Source organism: Micromonospora sp. USAFONa4 (genome assembly GCF_057197825.1).
Map to the genome: position 1 here is coordinate 6,031,391 of NZ_CM170072.1, position 22,226 is coordinate 6,053,616.

20 protein-coding genes and 1 pseudogene are annotated in these 22,226 nt (G+C 71.0%); 14 read left to right on the forward strand and 7 right to left on the reverse strand.

The features are described 5' to 3' along the window. Positions 1-3: 3 nt before the first annotated feature. Positions 4-468: a MerR family transcriptional regulator gene (locus tag AC0OO9_RS26625; protein WP_484513199.1), complete on the reverse strand. Its 465-nt coding sequence runs from the start codon at positions 466-468 to the stop codon at positions 4-6. Between the two features lie 114 nt (positions 469-582). Between AC0OO9_RS26625 and AC0OO9_RS26630 the strand changes: the two genes are divergently transcribed. The 6 genes and pseudogenes from AC0OO9_RS26630 (at position 583) to AC0OO9_RS26655 (ending at position 4,615) form a co-directional block, all read left to right on the forward strand. Beyond that, positions 583-1,632 carry an aldo/keto reductase gene (locus AC0OO9_RS26630; RefSeq protein WP_484513200.1) on the forward strand — a complete coding sequence of 350 codons (1,050 nt, stop codon included), beginning with the start codon at positions 583-585 and terminating at the stop codon, positions 1,630-1,632. A 249-nt stretch (positions 1,633-1,881) separates the two neighbouring features. Then, positions 1,882-1,995, forward strand: a pseudogene (locus AC0OO9_RS26635) (pPIWI-associating nuclease domain-containing protein); the annotation flags it as partial. Continuing rightward, complete coding sequence (locus AC0OO9_RS26640) at positions 1,992-2,249, forward strand: pPIWI-associating nuclease domain-containing protein (RefSeq protein WP_484518058.1); 258 nt, start codon at positions 1,992-1,994, stop codon at positions 2,247-2,249. The pseudogene AC0OO9_RS26635 and the gene AC0OO9_RS26640, both read left to right, overlap by 4 nt. A 383-nt stretch (positions 2,250-2,632) precedes the next feature. Next, a complete protein-coding gene (locus tag AC0OO9_RS26645; protein ID WP_484518059.1) occupies positions 2,633-2,827 on the forward strand; it encodes an NUDIX domain-containing protein in 195 nt (64 codons plus the stop codon). After that, positions 2,827-3,348 carry a SigE family RNA polymerase sigma factor gene (locus tag AC0OO9_RS26650; RefSeq protein ID WP_484513201.1) on the forward strand — a complete coding sequence of 174 codons (522 nt, stop codon included), beginning with the start codon at positions 2,827-2,829 and terminating at the stop codon, positions 3,346-3,348. The genes AC0OO9_RS26645 and AC0OO9_RS26650 overlap by 1 nt, the downstream gene beginning before the upstream one ends. Then, the gene (locus AC0OO9_RS26655; protein WP_484513202.1) at positions 3,341-4,615 is read left to right on the forward strand and encodes a rod shape-determining protein MreC; all 1,275 of its coding nucleotides are present in this window, start codon (positions 3,341-3,343) and stop codon (positions 4,613-4,615) included. Before AC0OO9_RS26650 ends, AC0OO9_RS26655 begins: the two co-directional genes overlap by 8 nt. A gap of 42 nt (positions 4,616-4,657) precedes the next feature. Here the strand turns inward: AC0OO9_RS26655 and AC0OO9_RS26660 are convergent, their stop codons facing one another. The 3 genes from AC0OO9_RS26660 to AC0OO9_RS26670 form a co-directional block, all read right to left on the reverse strand. Beyond that, a complete protein-coding gene (locus AC0OO9_RS26660) occupies positions 4,658-5,560 on the reverse strand; it encodes a PIN domain-containing protein (protein WP_484513203.1) in 903 nt (300 codons plus the stop codon). A gap of 255 nt (positions 5,561-5,815) precedes the next feature. Beyond that, entirely contained in the window at positions 5,816-6,364 is a 549-nt protein-coding gene (def, locus tag AC0OO9_RS26665; protein WP_484513204.1) for a peptide deformylase, read from the reverse strand. A gap of 76 nt (positions 6,365-6,440) precedes the next feature. Continuing rightward, the gene (locus tag AC0OO9_RS26670; protein WP_484513205.1) at positions 6,441-6,881 is read right to left on the reverse strand and encodes a hypothetical protein; all 441 of its coding nucleotides are present in this window, start codon (positions 6,879-6,881) and stop codon (positions 6,441-6,443) included. A 61-nt stretch (positions 6,882-6,942) separates the two neighbouring features. On the opposite strand from AC0OO9_RS26670, the gene AC0OO9_RS26675 reads away from it, so the two are divergent. After that, positions 6,943-7,644 (forward strand): pyridoxamine 5'-phosphate oxidase family protein, encoded by a 702-nt coding sequence (locus tag AC0OO9_RS26675; protein ID WP_484513206.1) that lies wholly within the window; start codon positions 6,943-6,945, stop codon positions 7,642-7,644. Between the two features lie 226 nt (positions 7,645-7,870). On the opposite strand, the gene AC0OO9_RS26680 is transcribed toward AC0OO9_RS26675, so the two are convergent. Continuing rightward, the gene (locus tag AC0OO9_RS26680; RefSeq protein WP_484513207.1) at positions 7,871-8,878 is read right to left on the reverse strand and encodes an AraC family transcriptional regulator; all 1,008 of its coding nucleotides are present in this window, start codon (positions 8,876-8,878) and stop codon (positions 7,871-7,873) included. 144 nt (positions 8,879-9,022) lie between these two features. On the opposite strand from AC0OO9_RS26680, the gene AC0OO9_RS26685 reads away from it, so the two are divergent. The 5 genes from AC0OO9_RS26685 to AC0OO9_RS26705 all read left to right on the forward strand — a co-directional run bounded on the left by AC0OO9_RS26685 (position 9,023) and on the right by AC0OO9_RS26705 (position 13,475). Beyond that, positions 9,023-9,895, forward strand: coding sequence for an NAD(P)H-binding protein (locus AC0OO9_RS26685; RefSeq protein WP_484513208.1), 873 nt, complete (start codon positions 9,023-9,025; stop codon positions 9,893-9,895). A 165-nt stretch (positions 9,896-10,060) separates the two neighbouring features. Beyond that, positions 10,061-10,852, forward strand: coding sequence for a class I SAM-dependent methyltransferase (locus AC0OO9_RS26690; RefSeq protein WP_484513209.1), 792 nt, complete (start codon positions 10,061-10,063; stop codon positions 10,850-10,852). Positions 10,853-10,906: 54 nt separating this feature from the next. Beyond that, positions 10,907-11,908 (forward strand): hypothetical protein, encoded by a 1,002-nt coding sequence (locus AC0OO9_RS26695; RefSeq protein ID WP_484513210.1) that lies wholly within the window; start codon positions 10,907-10,909, stop codon positions 11,906-11,908. Next, positions 11,905-12,558, forward strand: a complete 654-nt coding sequence (locus AC0OO9_RS26700; RefSeq protein WP_484513211.1) for a hypothetical protein — start codon at positions 11,905-11,907, stop codon at positions 12,556-12,558. Before AC0OO9_RS26695 ends, AC0OO9_RS26700 begins: the two co-directional genes overlap by 4 nt. A gap of 14 nt (positions 12,559-12,572) precedes the next feature. After that, on the forward strand, positions 12,573-13,475 hold the full coding sequence (locus tag AC0OO9_RS26705) for an inositol monophosphatase family protein (RefSeq protein WP_484513212.1): 903 nt from the start codon (positions 12,573-12,575) through the stop codon (positions 13,473-13,475). A gap of 6 nt (positions 13,476-13,481) precedes the next feature. Here AC0OO9_RS26705 and AC0OO9_RS26710 read toward each other — a convergent pair whose 3' ends face one another. After that, complete coding sequence (locus AC0OO9_RS26710; protein ID WP_484513213.1) at positions 13,482-14,714, reverse strand: SLC13 family permease; 1,233 nt, start codon at positions 14,712-14,714, stop codon at positions 13,482-13,484. A gap of 96 nt (positions 14,715-14,810) precedes the next feature. On the opposite strand from AC0OO9_RS26710, the gene AC0OO9_RS26715 reads away from it, so the two are divergent. Further along, a complete protein-coding gene (locus AC0OO9_RS26715) occupies positions 14,811-20,600 on the forward strand; it encodes a WD40 domain-containing protein (protein WP_484513214.1) in 5,790 nt (1,929 codons plus the stop codon). Between the two features lie 137 nt (positions 20,601-20,737). Here the strand turns inward: AC0OO9_RS26715 and AC0OO9_RS26720 are convergent, their stop codons facing one another. Next, positions 20,738-21,439, reverse strand: a complete 702-nt coding sequence (locus AC0OO9_RS26720; protein WP_484513215.1) for an alpha/beta hydrolase family protein — start codon at positions 21,437-21,439, stop codon at positions 20,738-20,740. A gap of 316 nt (positions 21,440-21,755) precedes the next feature. On the opposite strand from AC0OO9_RS26720, the gene AC0OO9_RS26725 reads away from it, so the two are divergent. After that, complete coding sequence (locus tag AC0OO9_RS26725) at positions 21,756-22,223, forward strand: NUDIX hydrolase (protein WP_225851927.1); 468 nt, start codon at positions 21,756-21,758, stop codon at positions 22,221-22,223. Positions 22,224-22,226 lie beyond the last annotated feature (3 nt).

The following is a 22,226-nucleotide window of genomic DNA, read 5'->3' on the forward strand; positions in this document are numbered from 1 at the left end:
CAGTCAGGTGATGCTCGGCGGCGGCGAAGCGCTGGCCGCCGAGAGCGATGGTGGCGTCAGCCCGTGACATTGGTGGTCGCCGGTGCTGTCCGGGCCGAGGAGGTCCTCATACACCCCGACCTTGAACCTGATCAGGTCCAGGCACTCGGCGAGTCTGTCGATCTGGGCGGTGACGTGGGCTTGGTGCTCGCGCATGAGCGTGAGTCGTTCTTCCTCATTGCCGGCTCCCCGCCTGACGAGGTCGGCGTATCGGCGTAGCGCGGGCAGGGGCATGCCGGAGGCGCGCAGGATGATGCAGACGGTGAGCCAGTCCACATCGTCCTGACTGTAGACACGGCGTCCGCCAGGTCCGCGTCGCACAGGGTTGACGAAGAGGCCCTCGTGCTCGTAGAAGCGCAGCGCGTGCACGCTCAAGCCGGTGCGTTCGGCGACCTGCCCGATGCTCAGACGCGTGGTGACCTCAACCATGCCGTTCAGGGTAGTGGCTTGACCTAGAGCCGACTCTAGATCCTAGGGTTCCCCGTGCGATCGACGCGTCTGTCGCTCTGCAATGACGGCTGAATCAGTAGGGGAAGTGTCACCATGCGCTATCGCACCCTCGGCGGAACCGGTATCGAAGTCAGCGCCTACTGCCTCGGGACCATGATGTTCCAGAACGGCTGCAACTCCGATCACGACGATTGCGTCCGCATCATCCACGCCGCCCTCGGCCAGGGGATCAACTTCGTCGACACCGCCGACATGTACGGACAGGGAGAGTCCGAGGAGATTGTGGGTAAGGCACTCCAGGGGCGCCGGGATGACGTTGTATTGGCCACCAAGGTGCACTTTCAGATGGGCGAGGGCCGCAATCGCAGCGGCAACTCGCGGCGGTGGATCCTCAGGGCGGTCGAGGACAGCCTCAGGCGCCTGAACACCGACTGGATCGACCTGTACCAGGTCCACCGCCCCGACGACTCGACCGACATCGAGGAAACGCTTTCGGTGCTCAGCGACCTCGTGCAGCAGGGGAAGATTCGCGCTTTCGGCTGCTCGACGTTCCCGGCTGAGAAGATCGTCGAGGCGCATCACGCCTCCGAGCGTCGTGGCCTCGGACGCTTCCACACCGAGCAGCCGCCGTATTCGATCCTGGCCCGCGGAATCGAGGCCTCGGTCCTGCCTGTCTGCCGGCGCTACGGAATGGGGGTGCTGGTCTGGAGCCCACTGGCTTTCGGGTTCCTCACCGGCAAGTATCGCAAGAACCAGCCCATCGACCTGTCAACCGGCCGTCCCACGGTCCGGCCGGAACGATTCGATCCCACGATCGCGGAGAACGCCGCCAAGCTCGACGTCGTCGAGCAGCTCGTCGAACTCGCGGAAGACATCGGCTGCACCCTTCCGCAGCTCGCCATTGCGTTCACCGTCGCCCACCCGGCCGTCACCTCGGCGATCATCGGACCGCGGACCATGCCGCAGTTGGAGGATCTCCTCAAGGGCGCCGCGCTCACCCTGGACGATGCGACCCTCGACCGGATCGACGAAATCGTGCCGCCCGGAACCAACCTGTACAACCCCAATGCTCCTCTGCCCCCGCGTTCGCTGACCGACACCGCACTGCGTCGCCGCCCGTTCACCGAACGCGCCGCGGCCTGAGCGAACTGCTTGTGGTCGGCCAGATTTGAATCGAGGGAGACGGTGGTGGTGGGAAGACCCCGCGCGCGGGGACGAGATCTGCGGTCCGCGCGGCGGGACCTGCGGCCGGGGGAAGACCCCCGCGCGTGCAGGGACGAGGGCACGCTCTTCCGCCTCACGCCGGGCCGTCTCGGAAGACCCCCGCGTGCGCGGGGACGAGCGGGGCGTGTCCAGCTCCTCCACGCGGACCTGGGGAAGACCCCCCCGCGCGTGCGGGCGCGGCACTTCTGCACCAGCGCCCGCAAGGTCGTGGCGAAGCTGATCGGCATGAACGCTCCCGACGTCGCGGTGCTGCAGGCCAAGCCAGACTGCGCGCGGGAATCAGACGGCAAGGCTGTGGCGCGGCGCGGCGCGAGAAGATCGGTTACCTGCTCGATCTCAACGGCGCCGGCTACGAGACCCTGGGCGACTTCGTCGAGCAAGACGTCAACGACGTGTTGAAGCTGCTCTCCCAGTTCAACACGGGCACGCACGGGACCGCCGGCAATTTCGATATCCCCGCCCTGCGCGCGATCAGGCACCGCGTGGAGAACTCCATCCGGTTCCTGTCCACGCTGGTCCGAGGTGCTAACCAGTAACACTCGAAGCTGCCGGCCATGACGCCGAGCCGTCAACACGGAGATCAACGCGATGACGCCATCAGGCCGGGGGCGCTGCAGATGGACCAGCCGCACCCGGCGGCCGGCTCGTCGTCACGCTCGTCGGTGGCGACCAGCCCACACCGGGTCGGTGATCGCGCCCGCCGCTGCCCGCACCAACCCGCACGCGGCGATCACCAGGCTTTCGGCGGTGGCGACCTCCCGGCGCGCCCGGCTGTAACACCTACGCAACCGCCTCGGACACTGGGGCGAGGCGCAGTGCACCGACGCCGCGGTGACTGCCATCGGCACCACCGGCGGCCGGTGGATCGTCATGATCGAAGCGCCGCGACGGCGGCGGGTGGGCGCTGCCCGGCGGCCACATCGAGCCGGGCGAGACCGCAGCCGACGCGGCGGCCCGGGAGCTGACCGAGGAGACCGGGCTGGTCGTCACCTGCACCGACCCACGGGTCGAGACAATCCGATCGTCAGATAGTCCCGGAGTCACGGCAACGCTTGCTGGGGTCGAGAGCGTAAGTAGTGGCCGTGAGACTGAAGCTGAGGGTGCGGGTGGCTGATGCATGATCGCGAGGACAAGGAGGTGACAGCCTTTGTGCGGGCGCGTTACGGATCGCTGCTCCGGACCGCCTTCCTGCTGTGCGGAGACCGAGGGAAAGCCGAGGATTTGGTCCAGACGACGTTGGCCAAGACGGTTGTGGCGTGGCCTCGACTGCAACGCTCGGAAGGCGTCGATCACTACGTCCGGCGCATTCTAGTCAACACCTTCGTGACCTGGAGGCGGCGCAGATCCTGGTGGGAGCAGCCCTTGGGTCGGCTGGTGGAGAGTCAGGCGCGCGACGAGTACGTGGGGGTGGAACAGCGGGACCTGCTCCGCCGGGCGTTGGACGGGCTGCCAGCACGACAGCGTGCCGCCGTCGTACTGCGCTTCTACGAGGACCTGTCCGAGCAGGACACAGCGCACGTGCTGGGTTGTTCGGTTGGCACGGTCAAGAGTCTTTCTTCAAGGGGTCTGCAGACTCTGCGTAAGCAGTGGGTTGAGGCCGACGCTGTTGCTGATCAAGAGGTGCGCTATGCGTGACACGACCGAGTTGCGTGACGGCCTGGCGGATCTGGCCGAGTCGGTGGTATCGACCGAGGGCTATGAAGGCAAGATCATGCGGCAGGCAGAGCGGCGTCGCGGGCGGCGGCGTATCGCCGCTGGAGCCGCGGCTGCGGTATGCGTGGCGGTGCTGGTCACGATGTTTCGGGTTGTCGGATTCGGGCCCGCACCGCAACTCGCTGCACCGCCGCCGGACGGCCCGTTTCTGGGCTGGTCCCCGGTGGGAGACGTGGACGCTGGCCTGGTGCGTGAGGCCACCAGCGTCTGGGACCGTACCAACTCGGCAGGCCCGCACACTGATGTTCGGGCCCTTGTCGCGACGCGCCATCCACGCCTGCGCTCGACGGTGGTCGTCCTGCAGGGGTACGACAAGCAGGGCGGCGCGCGGTTGGCGTTCTTCACTGGTGATCTTGGTGCGGCGGACGCCTTGCGGATGCGGGTTGATCGGCCGGCGCCCGACCCGGTGAAGACTCAGGCGATAAGCCTGGTCAGTCCACGGTTGTCCGGAGCCGCCGGCGAGGTCAGTAATGACCCTGCGGGCACCTACGCCATCGCCATCGCCATGCCGGGCGTGACAGCGGTGCGGGTGTCGAGTACCGCAGTCGATGATGAAATGATCCAAGAACCGGACGGACCCACCAGTCGTCTTGTGGTAAAACGATTCCCGCTCGCTGCGACCGCGCAGACGACGACGATCGCGGGGTTCACCAAGCCGAAGCGGCCGTTCGCCAGCCTCACGAAGGTGTTCGAGGTACCTGGAGAGGACGGCGTGGACGGCGACGCGCGGGCTGTACCCGCTGAGGTGCTCCGCAGGAACGGCCAACAGATTATCGTGGCGTTTCCGAAGGATCAGGGAGTCCAGCGAGGGCAACTAGCTGTTGTCGCCGAAGGCTTGGTCGGACGCGTAACGGCAGTAGATACCGTCCGCGGCGAAGCCACTGTCGACCTCATTACCAGCACCGGATTCGCCGGCCAAGTTTACACGAATATCAGTAATGTTCCGGGTTCCGTACGTGGCACCGGCGCAAAGCTGGTCATGGAAGGCGTTCCCGCAGACGGTGAGGTTTACCAGACCAACCGTGTCTTGATACCGGATCCGTCCCAGCAGGGCAGCCAGGTTGGCGCTGTCACGATCGGGCGAGCGTCTGCGGACAAGGCGGCAGGCGCGACCACGGTGGAGCTGACGCCGACAGCCGACCTTGCCAACCTGACCAGATTGTCGATCATGACGCCATCCGCCCACTGACGGCGACCCGCAGCACGCGCTGCGGGCCCCTCGTGTCCGGGTCTACTTGCCGGGCTTCGCCTTGGCCGGCGGCTCGGGCTGTTCTGGCTTGATCACGGGAATACCGTGGGCGCGGGCCTTCGTCGACATGTGCGTGTCGTAAGTGATCAGGGTGATGGGGCGGCCGGCGAGCGGCCGGCACGCAAGGATCCGGTCGATGATCTCGTCGTCGCCGACCTCGAGCGGCATGTGCCCAAGCGGGTCTAGGACCAGCTCCGCGCTGAACTGCGCGCGGTCCCCGCCGAAGGGGGCACCGGAGCACTTTTGCTCGCGGTAGGGCCATTCCGGCTTCTCGAACCAGTCGTCGATGGTCCGGAGCGTGACCCGGGCCGCGGTACGGGACTCGCGGTTGGTGTTCTTGGCCTTGTCCAGCTCCAGCAGCACCTGGCTCGGGATCAGCAGATGCACGGCGTTGCGCCCTGCGCGCAGCTGCACCTGGTGCGCATTGCCTGCGTCAATGATCAGCTGGTGGAACGGGATGTGCCCGAGGGTGTTGCCGTTGTGCAGCAGAAAGTCAGTGTCGCAGACGACGAACATCGCTGGTTTGGACCACCAGCTGACCTGCCGGTGTACCGCTTCGCGCAGCTCCTCGAATGCGGCCGCTCGCTGCTGCAGCTCGGTGCGCAGCAGGCCGTTGACGACGCGAGGGCTTCGCTCGACCAGTCCGGTGCCGGCCGCGGCGAGCAACGCGGCGTACCGGGGCGTGAACACCAACCGGTTGATCTCCTCGGGCCGCAGCGCATTCTGCAGGGCCTGGGCGGTGTCGTTCGCCCAGTCCAGATACGCTTCGAGCCAAGCCGCCGGCGTCCCGCTTAAGCCCCGTACGTCCGCGACATTCGCGACGTGAGTGTCCAGCGCGGACTTCAGGTTCCCTCGGTCGACGAGGGGATGTGCACTAAATATCACGGTCTCGATTGTCCATGCAGGGGGGGACATATCCGCCTTCGAGTTTTACACGCCTCGTTCGTGCGCGTCGTCTGGGGTCGGGCGGATCGGAACAGTGGTTAACGCTAAGGATGATCTTGGCCACGGCAATGTCCAAGGAAACCTGCGGCAGCGGGGCCGACCAGCACGGCGATGGCGAGGCCCGGCCGGCGGCGGCGACGATGCCGACGCCGGTCTCGTCGCAGGACGTCTCGATGCCGAGGACGATCGGCATGGTCAGTTGCCGTCGGGGACGCCGACGCCGACGCCGGGGTGTCCGTCGCTGGCGGCCAGGATCTGCTTGCGTTGCTTGACGGGGAGCCGGTCGACGTAGGCGAGGCCGTCGAGGTGGTCGACCTCGTGCTGGAAGCAGCGGGCGAGGGTACCGGTGCCCTCGAGGCGGATCGGCTCGCCGTGCAGGTCGACTCCGGTGACGGCGGCGGTGGCGGAGCGGGCCAGGTCGGCCTGTTGTCCCGGGACGGACAGGCATCCCTCGACGTCGGTCACGAGTTCCCGGTGTTCGGGCAGGTGCAGTACCGGGTTGATCACGTGGGCGACGGTGTGGGTGCCGGTGGCGTCGGGGCAGTCGACGACGAAGATCCGGGCGTCGACGCCGATCTGGTTGGCGGCCAGTCCGACGCCGTGGGCGGCGTACATGCTGGCGAACATGTCGTCGACGAGGGTGGCGAGCGCGTCGTCGAAGACGGTCACCGGGGCGCACCGGCGGTGCAGCACCGGGGTGCCGTAACGGGTGATCGGCCTCGGCGTGCCGGCATGCCTCTCCATAGTCGCCAATCCTATGCAAGTGCGTATAGATCGCAGTAAGCATGGGCGGAGTGTGGCGTCGGTGCCTGGCCAAGTGTCAGAGCTGGGCCGGCACAGTCGAGGCGGTGATCAGAGCCGGGGCGCGTGCTGCCCGCCGCGGTGGGCGCGTACTGGGAGCGGGCGGCGCATCGTTCGGAGCCGCCGCTGGTTGGGTGCCTCCCAGCCGGCTTCTTCGAGGACCGCTCCTGCGGCGGCACGCGACGCGACCGGTGCGCGCGCTGGACAGCACCTCGAATGCCTGCGCATACCAGGCCTCTCCGACGGGCTCCAAGAGCAGAAACCGCGCCGAGCAGTCGATCTCCTGGCCGCACTCGTCGAGCAACTCGACATGATTTTGAATCATGTCCGGCAGCAGCGGGAACCCGTCCTTCAATTCCTGAGATTCCCGGCTCCGCATCAAGGTCAGGACGCGGTTGAAGGTTCCGGTCGCCATGCGCGAGGCGGATGCGCGTGTTAGCGTCGAATTGGCCAGCGTCATTAGGTAACAGGGCTGTTGCTTCCCTCCCCACTCCAGCCGCAAAGCCGAAAAGGAGGACCGCGTGAACCATCCGCCGATCGTGCCGACCGAGGACTGGCATGCCGCGTTGAAAACCTTGCGCCTGGCAGGAGACCTGGAAGAACTCGCCAGAGGGCTGGCCGCAGGCCCAGCCCTGCCAATGGTGGCGCCTGCGCGACGCGTACGACATACCCGAGGATCCGTCGTCACGGTCGACGCGCCGATCGCTGAGCTGCTCTTCCAGCCGGAGGATGCGACACCGTTCAGCACCGACGTGGCGACCGTGAAGCCCTGGAGTCAGGCGCTGGCGTGCCTGCGGTCGGCCCCCAAATGCTGGCTGTCGACGGTACGACCCGACGGCCATCCGCACGCCGCGCCGGTGATGCTGGTGCTGGTGGACGGGGTGCCGTGCGTCGCGAGCCGTCCGAACACCCGCAAGGGCCGAAACCTGGCCCGGAACCCGCACAGTGTCCTCATGGTCGGCGACGAGGACCTCGACCTGGTGGTGAAGGGCGAAGCTCACCGGGTTTCCGGCGACACCATGCTGCGCCGGGTGGCCGCCGCCTTCGAGGCGAAGTGCCGCTGGTCGTTCGACGTCCGGGACGGCCGAGCCTACGACAGGAGCCTGCCCGGATCGCCCGAGTACGCCTTCTATCGGATCTGCCCGGTCCAGGCCTTCGGCTACGGCGCGGACGGGATGACCGCGACCCGGTGGCGGTTCGATCGCGCCTCTGACCGGCGGTAGACATTGGTCCGTGACGGACCATTCAGCGGCAACGGCGGCATGGCCGAGCGGACCTCAATGTGCGGCAACCGCAATTCGATCACGTACCCGCTCATGTCGCAGGTCGTATACCGGCGGCTCGGCGGGGTGATGGGTATCCCAAAACGCCGAATGTCTGTTGTTGACTTTGCCGTCAGGTGAGTGTGAATGGAATTTAAACCTCGACGCTTGCGGCGTACGCCTCGATTTATTCAGCGGAAGTAGGTGGTCGAGACACTTCCCGTCTGCTGGCTGGGGCGGGGAGTGTCCGTCGGGCGGCTCCGGGTGGAGAACCCACCACCCGCTTGAACGCCCGGGCGAACGCGGCCTCGGAGCGGTAGCCGAAGCGGTTGGCGAGTTCGGCCACGGTGGCGTCCTCGTCGCGTAGCGCCGTTGCGGCCAGGTGCATCCGCCAGCGGGTCACGTAGCTCATCGCGGGTTCGCCGACCAGTTCGGTGAAGCGTGCGGCGAAGGCGGAGCGCGACATCGGGATCTTCTCGGCGAGCGAGGCGACGGTCCAGTTCCGGCCGGGCTCGCGGTGGATCAGCGAGATCGCGCGGCCGATCAGTGGGTCCCGCAGGGCCCCGAGCCAGCCGGACCGGGCGGCTGGGTCGTTCTCCAGCCACGCGCGTAGCGCCTGCACGACGAGCACGTCGGAGAGGCGGGTGATCACCGTCTCGCCGCCGGGGCGCAGGCCGTCGGCCTCGACCGCCATGAGTCGCAGGGTGGACTGGAGCCAGTCGAGCCGGGCAGGGTCCGTCGCCGGGTCGAGGACGAGGATCTGTGGCAGCAGGGCCAGCAGTCTTCCTGCCGCCGGGTGGTCGGAGCGTACGGCCCCGCAGACCATGTCGATGCGCTCGCCGCCGCCGCCGTGGCGGAGGATCTCGTAGCGCTCGCCGAGCTGTTCGCGCTCCAGCTCGAAGATGCTCGGTGTCGGCGCGTCGGGTTCGCTGCGCAGCCGGTGGCCCTGGCCGTGCGGGACGAGGGCCAGTTCGCTCCCGGTGAGGCGGCGCGGCTGCGCCCCTGGCGCGTCGAGCCAGCAGCTTCCGCGCGTGATGACGTGGAACCAGAGGTGGTCCTCGAGCGGCGGAAGGTCGAGCCCGAACGGGGCGGTGAACTCCGAACGGCAGTAGAACGCACCCCGCAGCTCGAGGAAGTGCAGCGCCTCGCCGAGCGGGTCGGCGGCCGAGGGCCAGGGGGCGCGTTCGTCGGGCATGCCGCAAGTGTGCCAGGAGCAACGCACCGACGATCCAGGCCGGCTGGACGAAAGAGCATGTACTGCGGACAGGCAGTCATAGCCAGTCCCTGAAGCCCCGTGGAGGCTGGACGCACAGCAACACGCCGACTGAGAGGGACTGACATGATCGCCGTGATGGGGGCGACCGGGAACACCGGTCGTAAGGTCACCGAACTGCTGCTCGAAGCCGGCGAGGAGGTCCGTGCGCTCGGCCGCTCGCCGGAGAGGCTGGCCGAGTTGGCCGCGCTGGGGGCCGCGCCGGCCGTCGGCGACGCCCGCGATGCCGACCACCTGGCGAGCGCCTTCGCCGGCGCCGACGCGGTCTACACGCTCACCGCGTTCGACCCGACCCTGCCCGACTACCACGCCGACCAGGACCGACGCGGGGAGGCCATCGTCGCGGCGATCCGGCAGAGCGGGGTGCGCCGCGTGGTCGCGCTCAGCTCGATCGGCGCGGAGCTGGCGGGCGGTAACGGATTCATCGCCAGTCTGCACCGGCAGGAGCAGCGACTGCGGGCGCTGGACGGTGTCGACGTCCTGCTCCTGCGTCCCGGTGCCTTCTTCGAGGGCTTCCACTCGGCGCTGGAGACGATCCGCCATGAGGGAGTCGTCGCCGACTCCGTCGCGCCCGACGCCAAGGTGCCGATGATCGCCACCGCCGACGTCGCGGTGGCCGCCGCCGAAGCGCTGCGCGAGCGGAACTGGAGCGGCGTGGTGGTCCGCGAGCTGCTCGGCCCCCGCGACCTGACGTACACAGAGGTGGCGACCGCGGTCGGTACGGCGATCGGCCGCCCGGACCTCCGGTACGTCCAGCTGTCCGACGAGGAGATGGCGGCGATCCTCACCGGGACCGCCGGGTTCTCGCCCGACTTCGCCGCCCTGCTCGTCGAGTTCAACCAGGCGCTCAGCGCCGGTCGACTGCGCCCGATCGACGGCCGCAACGAGGGCAACACGACTACGACCCGGTTCGAGGAGTTCGCCGCCACGCTGCGGTAGCGGTGGCGGCTGGGGGCGTGCCGGCGCCCTCGGCCGCCCCGCGCTCCCCGCTGCCGCACCGGCGGGGTGCGGGCGCCGTCGCGGCGGTCACGCCACGCGACGCCGGGTGGTGCGAGGCTTGAGGTGGTCGCCGTCGCCGGAGGTGGCGCCGCAGCGGAGGGTGCGATGGCCGAGCCACCGACCGGGGCCCCGTCGGGCAGCGCGCAGGCGCACGGGCGGCGCGCCAACCGGCGAAGCTACCACGACGGTGTGCAGGTCAACGGGTACGTCGACGACCCGTACCACCGGGTCCGCCGGGCGGTCGCGGCCCGGCTGATGGTCGACGACATCCGTGGCGCAGAGCCGGTGCTCGAGTTGGGCTGTGGTCCGTGCAGCACGGTCGACCCGGCGGAGCTGCCCGTGCCGCTCGTGGTGGCGGACATGGCCGAGGCCGCGCTGGGTGCGGCCCGCCGGGCCGCCGCCGGTCGGGCGCTGCCGGTCTGCCTGGACGCCACCTGCGCCCTGCCGTTCCGCACCGGCAGCTTCTCCGGGCTGCTGACCGGTGAGTTGATCGAGCACGTCTACGACCCGGTGGCGTTGCTGCGGGAGTGTCACCGGGTTCTCGCCCCGGGTGGGCTGCTGGTGCTCACCACGCCGAACCTGGCGACCGTCCAGGACCGGCTGGCGTTCCTCGCCGGCCGCGCACCCCGCCAGGTGGATCCGCTGCACCCCTACCTCTGGTTGCACATTCGTCCGTTCACCGCGTCGCTGCTGCGGCGGGTGCTGCGGCGGGCCGGGTTCGCGCCGCTGGCGCTGCGGTCCAACCACGTCGGGTGGCGGCTGCCCGGCGGACGCTGGGTCTCCTCCCGGCTGCTCGCCCGGCTCGCGCCGGGGCTCGGCGGCTCGCTGATCTGCGCCGCCCGGCGGCTGGACGAGCCACCTCCGCCGCAGGACGCGGCGCTCGGGAGCGGTACGTGATCAGCCATTGACATAGGGCTATCATGAGGACTCCGTCGTCGACCGGGAGATGTCATGGCCGGCCTCCTCGCCTGGGTCGTCAGGAATCTCGACGCGTTCATCGGGCTGCTCCTCGCACTGACCGTCGCGACCCTCGGGCTCAACAACGGCGTCAGCCAGGACGTGGTGAACAGCGCCATCCTGCTCGTGCTCGGCCTGCTCGCCCAGGCGCTGCTGCGCGACCGGCTGCGCCGGGAGACCGCCGAGCGCGAGGTGCGGCAGGTCATCCGGGACACCCGGGACCGGCTCGCGGAGCTGGTGCCGCAGATGGGCGAGATCACCGGTCCGGAGGGGGCGCTGAACCGGGCCCGGGAGGCGATCGACAGCATCTCCATGGTCCGCGTCCTGCACGGCAGCGAGGTCGGGCAAGCCCTGGCCGAGGCCCGTCGGCACACCGACCGGTGGAACTTCAAGGGCGGCACCGGCACCTACACCCGGGCCGTCACCCTGCCCGACTGCCTGGAGCACGCTCGTCGGCGTAACGCCACCCTGCACTTCGCCATCGAGATCATCGACCCGACTGACGAGGAGGTCTGCGAACGGTACGCACGGTTCCGGCGCAGCCTCGCCCCCGACGAGCCAGGCGAGCGGTGGACCGTCGACCGCACCCGCAAGGAGTCCTACGCGACCGTGCTGGCCGCCTGTTGGCACCGCCAGCGCTCCGGGCTGCTCACCATCGACGTCCGGGTCTCCGCGCAGATGACCACCTTCCGCTACGACCTCTCCTCGAGCTGCGTCATCGTGACCCAGGAGAATCCGCAGACGCCTGCACTGAGGATCGACCGTGGGGAGCTCTACTACAACCGCTACAACATCGAGTTGCAGTACAGCCGTGAACAGAGCCGGCGGGTGCCGATCGAGGCTGCCGGGCAGGTCAGGCTCGACGACGAGCCCTCCGTGGAGCAGGTTCGCCGCCTGTTCACCGCGCTCGGGCTGCCACTGCCCCGGTCCTTCGGCGACCGCGAGGTCGCCGACATCGTGAGCCGGGCCATCCAGGCGAGGAACCCGTACGCATGATGAGCTACGCCGACCTCGAACGTGAGATCGACCGGGGCACCCGGCCGGAGCTGCTCCGCGACTGGGTGTCGGGCGTCCTCGACGACGTCGCCGAGGGGCAGCGGCCGTTGCTGGCCGTACGGCACCCACTCGGCTTCACCTGCCTGCCGGTGAGCCGTACCGGCGCCGACGGGATCTGCGTGCACGCCTGGCCGGCCGAGCCGCCGGCCGTCCGACCGACCACGTCCACCGTGCACTCGCACAGCTGGGACCTGCTCAGCCACGTGCTGCACGGCCGGGTCCGCAACGAGCTCATCGAGGTGACCGAGGCGTCCGCCGACCCCGCCTGGCGGGTGTACGAGGTGCACAGCCGGGGCGACGTCGACGAGTTGGCGGCCACCGACCGGCTGGTGACGGCGGCGACCGTCACCGTGGAGACGTACGGCGCAGGCAGCTCGTACGCGCTGCGCGCCGGTGGCTTCCACACCTCGGAGGTGGACCCGGGGCAGCCGGCGGTGACCGTGGTGCTCGGCCGGGCCGCGCCCGGCTTCTGCGACCTGAGCCTCGGCGCCGTGGGCGGACACCGCCACCGGATACGCCGGGACCGCTGCGACGCGGCGGAGACCGCTCGGATGGCGCGGCAGATCGCTCGACTCGTGGCACGGGGCTGAGGGGTGGAGGAACCATGGACGTGGAGCCGGGCAGACCCGGGCCGGACCTGCGTGACGCACACCGGTTCGCGGTGGAGGCCGCGCAGGCCGCCGGGCGGCTGGTGCGCCGGGGCACCCGGGGCGAGCTGCGCGCCCGGGCCAAGGGCGCGTCCGGTGACCTGGTCACCGACCTGGACCTGGCCGCCGAGCGGCTGATCGTCGGCCGGATCCGGGCCCGCTGGCCGGAGCACGGCGTAATCGCCGAGGAGGGCGGGGAGTACGCCGCCAACGACTCCTGGGCGTGGCTGGTGGACCCGCTCGACGGCACCAACAACGTGGCGATCGGGCTGCCCACGTACGTGGTCGGGATCGCACTCTGCGACCGGGGCTCGCCGGTGCTCGGGGTGGTGCACGACCCGGTCGCCGGGCGCACCTGGTCGGCCGTCCGCGGTCAGGGCGCCTTCGTGCACGTCGACGGCCCGGCCGGGCAGCCGCTGCGCGCGCGGCACCGGCCGGTGCCGCCGGCGCCGGTGCTGGCCTGGACCCAGGGATACGAGGTACGCCGGGACGACAGCACCGCCCGGGCCCTCAAGGTGGTGCTCGACTCCACCGCCCGGCGGGTGCTGCAACTGTGGGCGCCGCTGCTGTCCTGGGTGATGCTGGCCCGGGGCGACATCGACGGCATCGTCGGCTACCGTCCGGAGGCGGTCGACCTGCCGGCCGGGATGCTGCTGGCCGCCGAGGCCGGCATGGTGGTCCGGGCCCTCGACGGTGGCTGCTTCGACGACCGGTACGGGGGCCCCGCCGAGCGGCGCAGCTTCGTCGCCGGCCCGCCGGAGACGATCGACCGGCTGGTCAAGCTGGTGACCGCGGCACAGTGGATCGAGCCGAAGGTCCGCCATCTTACGCCGATCGGCCTGACCACCGTCGGTTGGTGAGGCCGGTCAGCCCGGCGGGGTGACCAGCAGGGCGGCGACGCTGGCGGTGGTGGCGAGTGCGGCGAGGACGGCGCTGGTGGCCACGAACCGCCCGAGCGGGACCGCGACCCCGGCGGCCCGGCAACGCTCATACCAGATCAGCGTGGCCAGCGACGCCCACGGGGTGGCGAGCGGGCCGACGTTGGTGCCCACCAGCAGGGCCAACAGTTGGGTGTGGTGGTGCCCGGCGATGACCGCCTCCCCGGCCACGTACGCGGGCAGGTTGTTGACCACGTTGGCGAAGAGGGCGCCGACGGCGCCGGCCCGCAGCGCGCCCTCGGCCCCGGGATCGTCGCCGATCAGCGCACCCATCACGGTGTCCAGTCCGTGCCGGCCGATGGTCTGCACCACCAGGAACAGCCCGGTGACGAAGACCAGCAGCCGCCAGGGGACGAGGTGGAGTCTCAGGCTGCCCCGGGCGCGGACCGCGAATCCGGCGACCAGGATCGCGGCGGCGACCCCGGCGGCGATTCCGATCTCGACCTCGGCGAGGATCCCGGCGACGAACAGCAGGCAGGCCACGAGCGCGGTGCGGTGGAGCACGGGGTCGGACGGCACGTGCGGCGGCGGTGGCACGAACGGGTCGGCCCCGGCCCGCGCCGGTCGCCAGTACCACCACCAGAGCAGCAGCATGGTGATCGCGATGGCGACCAGTTGCGGCCACCACATCCGGGCCGCCCACGGCAGCGGGGCCAGCCCGATCCGGTCGCTGGCCAGGATGTTGGTCAGGTTGGACACGGGCAGCAGCAGGCTTGCCGTGTTGGCCAGCCAGACCGTGGTCATCGCCAGCGGGACCGGCGGCACACCGAGCTTGCGGGCCAGCGCGATCATCACCGGGGTGAGCAGGACGGCGGTGGTGTCCAGGTTGAGCGCGATCGTGGTCACCGAGGCGAACCCGACGCAGAGCCAGAACAGCGCGCGGAAGTCGCCTCGCGCGGTGATCGCCATCCGGGCGGCGAGCGCGTCGAAGACCCCGGCCACCGCCGTCAGCTCGGCCAGCACCACCACGGCGCCGAGGAAGATCAGGATCGGCAGGATCCGTCGTACGGTGGCCTCGGCGTCCGCGCGGGGGAGCAGGCCGGTCAGGACGCAGAGGACGCCGCCTGCGAACAGGCCGATCGCGATCCAGTCCAGTACGTGCAGCCGACCCCAGGAGGACCGGTCCGGGGCGGCCGACGGTGACTCGCCGCTGGTGTCCACAAGGCACGATCCTCGCACACCGTCGCCCGCCCGGACGCGACCGACTCGACCGCGCATGGTGGCGACGGGTTGACCCTCGGTGGTCATAATGGCGGGGTGGCTGTAGGCGCGCAACCGACCCGGTCCGACCGCCCCATCGACTTCTTCGTCAGCTACTCGCCCGCCGACGAGCGCTGGGCGACGTGGCTGGCATGGGAGTTCGAGGCTGCCGGCTACCGCACGATGCTCCAGGCGTGGGACTTCGTGGCCGGCACCAACTTCATCGACTTCATGGACCGGGGGGTCCGGGAGGCCGTGGTCGTGGTGGCCGTCCTGTCCGAACGCTACCTGCACTCCACCTACGGCAAGCTCGAGTGGCAGGCGGCGCTGCGCGCCGATCCGGACGGGACCGGCAACAAACTGGTCACCGTCCGGGTGGAGGACTGCCCGATCGACGGTCTGCTCGCCACCATCACGTACGTCGACCTGGTCGGGGTCACCGACCCGGTGCAGGCGCGTGCCCGGGTGCTGGACCGGATCCGGGAGGCGCTCGACGGCCGCGCGAAGCCCGTCCGGCAACCCGCCTTCCCGCACCATCCGGCCGACCCGGCCGGGGTGCTCTCCGCGCCCGTCGCCGGCCCGCCCGCGCCGCGCCGGGCCCGCCGTACGCCGATCAACCCGCCACCGTTCCCCACCGCCCCGGCGACGGTGCCGACCGCGCGGACGGCGCTGACCGTGCTCCAGGTGACCGGGCCGCGGTTCGGTCGGGGCATGATCGAGCCGGGCGCCCCGGTCACCCCCGGAGAGCTCCAGGAACACCTGATGGGTGATCTGACCCTGCTGATGAACGACGAGGTCCCCCGACCCGACCTGTTGGTGGTGGCGGGCAACCTGACCGAGTCCGGCAGTCCCCGCGAGTTCTCCGACGCGCTGAGTTTCCTCACCGGGCTGCGGGTGCTGCTCGGGTTGGAGCCGCACCGCCTGGTCGTGGTGCCCGGCCCGCGCGACGTGACCATGGCCGCGAGCCGGGCGTACTTCGCCACCTGCGAGGCGGACGACGTCGACCCGCAGCCGCCGTACTGGCCGAAGTGGCGGCACTACGCGCGGCTCTTCGACGACCTCTACCAGGGTCTGGAGGACCGGCTCTTCGACAGCGAGCAACCGTGGACGCTGTTCCCGGTGCCGGACCTGCGGGTGGTGGTGGCCGGGTTGAACTCCACCGTCGCGGTCACCCACCGCGAGGAGGACCGCTACGGTTTCCTCGGCGAGGCCCAGTCCACCTGGTTCGCCCAGCGGCTGCGTCACTACCAGCAGTCCGGCTGGCTGCGGCTGGGCGCGATGGCGCACGCTCCCGGCCCGCGCACCCCGTACGCCGACGAGATCGCGGTCCCGGACGGGGTGACGCTGCGCGACCGGGGATCGTTCAACCGCCTGCTCGGGCCGATGCTCAACCTCCTGCTCTCCGACGCCGTGCCGACCGGTGCCCAGGTCGACCCGGTGGTACCGCTGGCCACCGCGTCCCGCGACGGCCGGGCGCAGGTGCTCCGGCTCGCCGCCGACGGGATGACCCGCTGGGTGCTCGGCCGCGACGACCGGCGCGAGGTGGGCGAGTCGACGGCCGTGCGCTGGCCGCGGGCGGAGGCGACGTTCGGCGCAGTCGGGCCGGCCCAGATTCCCGACCCGCGGCAGCCCACCTCCGCCGAGAGAGCCGTCGGGGACGTGCCGGCCGGCACGCCGGCCGCGCTCCCGGTGGCGCCGCTGGACCGGCTGCTCGACCGGCTGGCCGAGGTCTGCGAGGCGCGCCACGACCGGGTGCTGGTGCGTCGGGTGACGGTCGAGCCGCGGCACCTGTTCGTCACCTACCGCGCCGACGGGGTGGTGCGGCAGCAGCGGGTCGGGGCGTACGTCGGCACGCCGACCGCCACGGACCTCGACCACTTCGCCCGGCGGGTGCACGCCACCGACCCGGACATCCCCTCCGAGTTGGTCTACGACGGCGACCGGGTCCCGCGCGGACTGGCCGAGGAGGCACAGCGGCGCGGCGTACGGGTGCTGCACCTGACCGAGTTCCAGGGGCTGCTCGATCTGCGTGAGTACGTCGCCGCGCAGACCGCCCGGTTGCAGGCCGACCGGCTCTACCCACCCGGCCAGTACGTGCCGCAGCGCTACCGCCACCTGGTCGGCGCCGACCAGCAGGTCCGCGAGGACGTGGTGGACCAGCTGCTCGAGTTCGCCGCCGCGCCGGACGGCCGGTTCGTGCTGGTGCTCGGCGACTTCGGCCGGGGCAAGACGTTCGCGTTGCGCGAGGTGGCCCGCCGGTTGCCGACGGCCGCCCCCGACCTGATCCCGATCCTGGTGGAGCTGCGTGCGCTGGACAAGGCGCACTCGGTCGACGGGCTGGTCGCCGCGCACCTGGCCAACCACGGCGAGCAGGTGATCGACCTGAAGGCGTTCCGCTACATGCTCCGGCAGGGGCGGATCGTTCTGCTCTTCGACGGCTTCGACGAGCTGGTGGCCCGGGTCACCTACGACCGGGCGGCGGACCACCTGGAGACGCTGCTCCAGGCGGCCGAGGGGAACGCCAAGATCATCGTGAGCAGTCGCACCCAGCACTTCAAGACCAACTCGCAGGTGCTCACCGCCCTCGGTGAGCGGGTGGGCATGCTGCCGCACCGGCGGGTACTGGCCGTCGAGGACTTCACCCCCGCGCAGATCGAGACCTTCCTGCGGCACCGCTACGGTGGCGACGAGCAGGCGGCCCGGGAGCGGATGAACCTGCTCGGCGGGGTGCGGGACCTGCTCGGTCTCTCCCGTAACCCGCGCATGCTCGGCTTCATCGCCAACCTCGACGAGGGACGGCTGACCGCCGTGGCCGGTGCGGGCGGCACGTTCAGCGCGGCCGCGCTCTACCGGGAGATCCTGGAAGCCTGGCTGGACTTCGAGGAGCGGCGGACCCAGGGCGTGCCGGGTGCGCCGGTCAGCCTGCGCCGTCCCGAGCTGTGGCGCGCGGTGAGCCGGTTGGCTTTCCAGCTCTGGGAGAGCGGGGAGTCGTACCTGCGCCTGGCCGAGCTGGCCGAGGCCGCCGGGCAGTTGGCGGGGCTGGCGGAGTCCCAGCTCTCCGGATCACAGGCGACGCACGCGGTGGGTGCGGGCAGTCTGCTGGTCCGCACCGACGACGGCCTGTTCGGCTTCATCCACACCTCCGTGATGGAGTGGCTGGTCGCCGCCGGGACCGCCGCCCAGCTCAATGCGGGAGAGGAGCCGTCGGCCCTGGCGGCGCGTCCGCTGTCGACGCTGGCCGTGGAGTTCCTCGGCGACCTCGCCGACCCGGCCCGCTGCACCGCCTGGACGTCGCGGGTGCTCGGCGACGAGGCGGCCGGTGAGACGGTTCGGGCCAACGCGTTGCGGCTCAGCGCCCGGCTGCGGCTGCCGGACCGGGCCGACCTACGTGGCGCGGTGCTGCGCGGTGAGGACCTGTCCCACCGGGAGCTGGCCGAGGCGGACCTGACCGGCGCGGACCTGACCGACACCCGCCTGGTCGCCACCAACCTGACCGGGGCCCGGCTGACCCACGCCCGGTTGCGCGGCGCCCGCCTGGACCAGGCTCGCCTCACCGGGGCCGATCTGGCCGGGGCCGATCTGGCCGGAGCCCGGCTGTTCCGGGCCGACCTGCGCGACGTGCGGGTGGCCGGCAGCAGTTGGCACCGGGCCGCGCTGATCGACGTGAGCGCCCACCCGGCGCTGCTGCGCGCGCCGGAGCTGCGCGGCGCCGTGGTCGCTCCGGGCCGTCCGGTGACACCGGGCCTGGCCCCGGCCGCCGTGGGCGTCTCGTACGGCTTCGAGGTGGGCCGGCTGCCGTTGCCGGCGGCGTACAGCCCGGACGGCACGGTGCTCGCCGTGGGCAGCGACGACGGAGGGGTGCTGATCTGCGACACCACCACCGGTCTTCCGGTGCGGACCCTGCAGGGCCACCGGGGCCGGGTGTACGCGGTCCGATTCGACGCCGCCTCGCATCACCTGGTCACCGGCTCGGCCGACCTCAGCGTACGACTGTGGGACGCGGACCACGGCGACGTGCGGCACGTGATCGAGGACGTCTTCGCCGGCTGGGTGTGGCCGCTGCTCACCGACGGAGCGCGGGGCCGGCTGGTGGTGGGCGACGCGGCCGGTGTGGTCCGGCTCTACGACACCCGGACCGCCCGGCTGCTCCAGGAATGGCCCGGGCACGCCGCGCCCATCTGGGGCACCTCGTTCAGCCCGGACGGGCGGCGGGTCGTGGTCGTGGACAGTGCCGGCGCGGTCCGTGGCTGGGACATCGCCTCGGGCGACCTCGCCTTCGAGGTGCGGGAGCCGGAGGTGGTCTACCGGGTGGTGCACACCCCGGACGGCCGGTCGCTGGTCGCCGTCGGACAGCACGGCCGGGTGTGGATCCGCCGGGCCGCCGACGGGGAGCTGCTGCGCCAGCCGCGCGGCCACGAGGCCGACGTCTACGCCCTCGACGTGCACCCCGACGGTGGGCTGATGGCAACCGGCGACACGCATGGCGCGCTGCGGCTGTGGGAGGTGGAGACCGGCCGCTCGGTCCGGGTGCTGGACCGGCAGCGTGGCGCGATCTACAGCGTCCGGTTCAACGCCGACGGCACCATGCTCGCCACGGCCGCCAGCGACGGCGCGATCCAGCTCTGGAGCACCGCCGACGGCCAGCTCCGGCACGAGCTGAGCCGGCACCGCGGCTCGGTCTGGCCGGTGGTGTGGCGGCCGGACCAGGCCCAGGTGGCGACCAGCAGCAACGACGGCACCACCCGCCTCTGGGACACGCGGACCGGGCAGCTTCAGCACACCCTGCGTGGGCACGGGCGGCGGGTCACCTCGCTGTCCTTCCGCGACGACGGTGAGGTGCTGGCCGCCTGCGGCAACGACGGTGTGGTGCGGCTGTGGGAGCCGCGCACCGGGCGGCTGGTCCGGCAGTTCGCCAGCCCGGCCGACCGGCTGCTCTCCGCCGTGTTCTGTCCGGGTGAGCCGCTGGTCGCCGCACCGAGCGGGGACGGTGGCGTGCACCTGTGGAACGCCGACACCGGGGTCGACGAACGCGAGCTGAACGTGGAGACAGACCATGTCTGGGCGGCCGCGTTCAGCCCGGACGGCGACGCGCTGGCCACCGCCAACGACGATGACACGGTCCGACTGTGGTACCGGCGTACCGGCCGGCACTTCGCCACCCTCGCCCCGCACCGGGGCCGGGTCCGGGCGGTGGCGTTCAGCCCGGACGGCGAGGCCATCGCCACCGGCTGCGACGACCACCTCGTCCGACTCTGGGACGCGGCCACCGCGACCTGTCGACACACGTTGGAGCTGCACACCGACCGCGTGTACGCGGTGTGCTTCAACAGCGAGGGGACGCTGCTCGCCAGCGCCAGCAACGACGGCGCCGCCGTGGTGTGGGACGCGCTCACCGGCGAACGGCGCGTGGTGCTCACCGAGCACACCGGCCGGCTCTGGTCCTGCGCGTTCAGCCCGAACGGCGCGCTGCTCGCCACCGCCGGGGACGACCTGATCATCCGGCTGTGGGATCCGGGCACCGGTCGGCTGCACGGCACCCTGGCCGCGCACACCCGGCGGGTCTGGTCGGTGGCGTTCAGCCCGGACAGCAGCATGCTCGCCAGCGCCGGTGACGACGGCACCGTCCGGCTCTGGGACGTCGTGGACCCGGAGCACGCTCAGCTGCGCGCCACCCTGATCGGCCTGCCGGACGGCTGGGCTGCGGTCAGCCCGGACGGGCGCTACAAGCTGGACGGTGATCCGGGCGGTCAGTTCTGGCACGTCATCGGCACCTGCCGGTTCGAGGTGGGCGAGCTGGACCCCTACCTGACGCAGGTGCGTCGACTCCCGGTGGACGCCCCGTTCTGACCGGTCGGACCCGCCGATGTGCCCGCTCAGGTCGTCGTCGGCCGGTCGGTGCAGCGTCGACGCGATGCCGTCAGGCCCCGCTCGACCGACCGCTGCCACGGTGTCGATCGAGCGGGGCTCGGCGGATGCGATGCCGGTCAGCGCGGCATGAGGTGGCGGGTGAAGAACCGGACCGCGCTGGCCAGCTCATGCTCCGGGAGCCGGTCGCCGTGGCGGCCCGGGTTGGCGTGCAACGTCTTCTCGGCCGAGCCGAACGCGTCGAACAGGGCCAGGCTCTGCTCGCGGGGCACCCGCTCGTCTTCCCACTGGACCAGGAACTCGATCGGCACGGTGATCTGTGCGGCGGCTGCGGCGCAAGCCGGGGCCGCGGCACCGCCCAGGCCCAGCACCGCCGCGTGGACCCTGGGCTCAGCGGCCACGAACGGCACGCCGAGGCCGCATCCCAGCGACACTCCCCAGTAGCCGACGGCCTCCGACCCGAGGTGATCCAGGACGGCCCGCCACTCCGGTACGGTCTGCTCGGCGACCAGGGCCTGGAACTCGGCGAGCAGCGGGGCCAGCTCGTCGCCGGAGTCGACGCGGGCCTGGATCTCGGTGGCCATGTCCCGGTAACGGTCGTCGGTCGGCCGGTCGCCGTGGTTCGGAACGTCCACGCAGACGGCAGCGAATCCGCTGGTCACGAAGCGGTGGGCGCGGTGCAGGATGCCGGGGGCGGTCTTGTGCTGGCCGCCGCCGTGGCCGAGGAGGATCAGCGGGCGAGGGGCGGTGGTGTCGTCGTCCTGGGTCCACCTGACAGCGGGAACGCCACCGACGGTGAAGAACTCTTCGCGGATGTGCATCGGGAACGCGGGCCTTTCGGGGGTGCCTTCGCGGGCGCTCCCTAGACCATGCGGGGCAGGGAGTCCCGACCTGTCACAGCGTTGATCGGACTCACCTCCCCGGTCGGCAACCATGCACGGCAGGGTCGACCGTACACGAGCTGTCGCCGAGCCGGAGTGGAGTGCCTCCCCGCAGCGGCATCATCCCCGGTCATGGCCCGACGCGGCGCCCGCGACGTGCACGCCCGGGGGGTGTCACCGCCGGGCGGACCAGTAGGATTCTCTGCTTATGACCTCTGTTGAATCTGAAGCGCCGACGCGGGCGCCTGTTTCTCGCGTGCAGCTTGTCATCGGCATCGTCCGGCGAGGCGACGAGATCCTGCTGGTGCGGGAGAGCCTCGGCGCGAACGGCGAGATGCTCTGGTCGCTCCCCGGCGGCGGCGTCCAGGACGGCGAGGTCTTCCACGAGGCGCTGCGGCGGGAGATGCAGGAGGAGACCGGCCTGGTGGTCGGCGATCCGGTCGCCACCGCGTTCGTGATGCACATCGACTCCGAGCGGTACCCGTCGGCACTGGCGATCGCGTTCGAGATCAACGACTGGGAGGGCGAGACCCTGCCGGAGGACGACGAGATCGCCGAGGCGGCGTTCTTCCCGTTGCCGGAGGCCCTCAAGCTGATCGGGCAGCTCGAGAGCGACAACCAGCGGGAGCCGATCCTCGGTTACCTGACCGGTGAGGTGCCGGCCGGCACCACCTGGATCTGGCGCAACCGGGACGACCGGGAGGTCCTGCTCGGGCGCTGGTGATCG

Excerpts from the sequence above, each read along its gene's own strand:
- AC0OO9_RS26625 (WP_484513199.1), bottom strand. The coding sequence starts at position 468 with ATGGTTGAGGTCACCACGCGTCTGAGCATCGGGCAGGTCGCCGAACGC.
- AC0OO9_RS26630 (WP_484513200.1), top strand. The coding sequence starts at position 583 with ATGCGCTATCGCACCCTCGGCGGAACCGGTATCGAAGTCAGCGCCTAC.
- AC0OO9_RS26650 (WP_484513201.1), top strand. The coding sequence starts at position 2,827 with ATGCATGATCGCGAGGACAAGGAGGTGACAGCCTTTGTGCGGGCGCGT.
- AC0OO9_RS26655 (WP_484513202.1), top strand. The coding sequence starts at position 3,341 with ATGCGTGACACGACCGAGTTGCGTGACGGCCTGGCGGATCTGGCCGAG.
- def (WP_484513204.1), bottom strand. The coding sequence starts at position 6,364 with ATGGAGAGGCATGCCGGCACGCCGAGGCCGATCACCCGTTACGGCACC.
- AC0OO9_RS26670 (WP_484513205.1), bottom strand. The coding sequence starts at position 6,881 with ATGACGCTGGCCAATTCGACGCTAACACGCGCATCCGCCTCGCGCATG.
- AC0OO9_RS26680 (WP_484513207.1), bottom strand. The coding sequence starts at position 8,878 with ATGCCCGACGAACGCGCCCCCTGGCCCTCGGCCGCCGACCCGCTCGGC.
- AC0OO9_RS26685 (WP_484513208.1), top strand. The coding sequence starts at position 9,023 with ATGATCGCCGTGATGGGGGCGACCGGGAACACCGGTCGTAAGGTCACC.
- AC0OO9_RS26690 (WP_484513209.1), top strand. The coding sequence starts at position 10,061 with ATGGCCGAGCCACCGACCGGGGCCCCGTCGGGCAGCGCGCAGGCGCAC.
- AC0OO9_RS26695 (WP_484513210.1), top strand. The coding sequence starts at position 10,907 with ATGGCCGGCCTCCTCGCCTGGGTCGTCAGGAATCTCGACGCGTTCATC.
- AC0OO9_RS26700 (WP_484513211.1), top strand. The coding sequence starts at position 11,905 with ATGATGAGCTACGCCGACCTCGAACGTGAGATCGACCGGGGCACCCGG.
- AC0OO9_RS26705 (WP_484513212.1), top strand. The coding sequence starts at position 12,573 with ATGGACGTGGAGCCGGGCAGACCCGGGCCGGACCTGCGTGACGCACAC.
- AC0OO9_RS26720 (WP_484513215.1), bottom strand. The coding sequence starts at position 21,439 with ATGCACATCCGCGAAGAGTTCTTCACCGTCGGTGGCGTTCCCGCTGTC.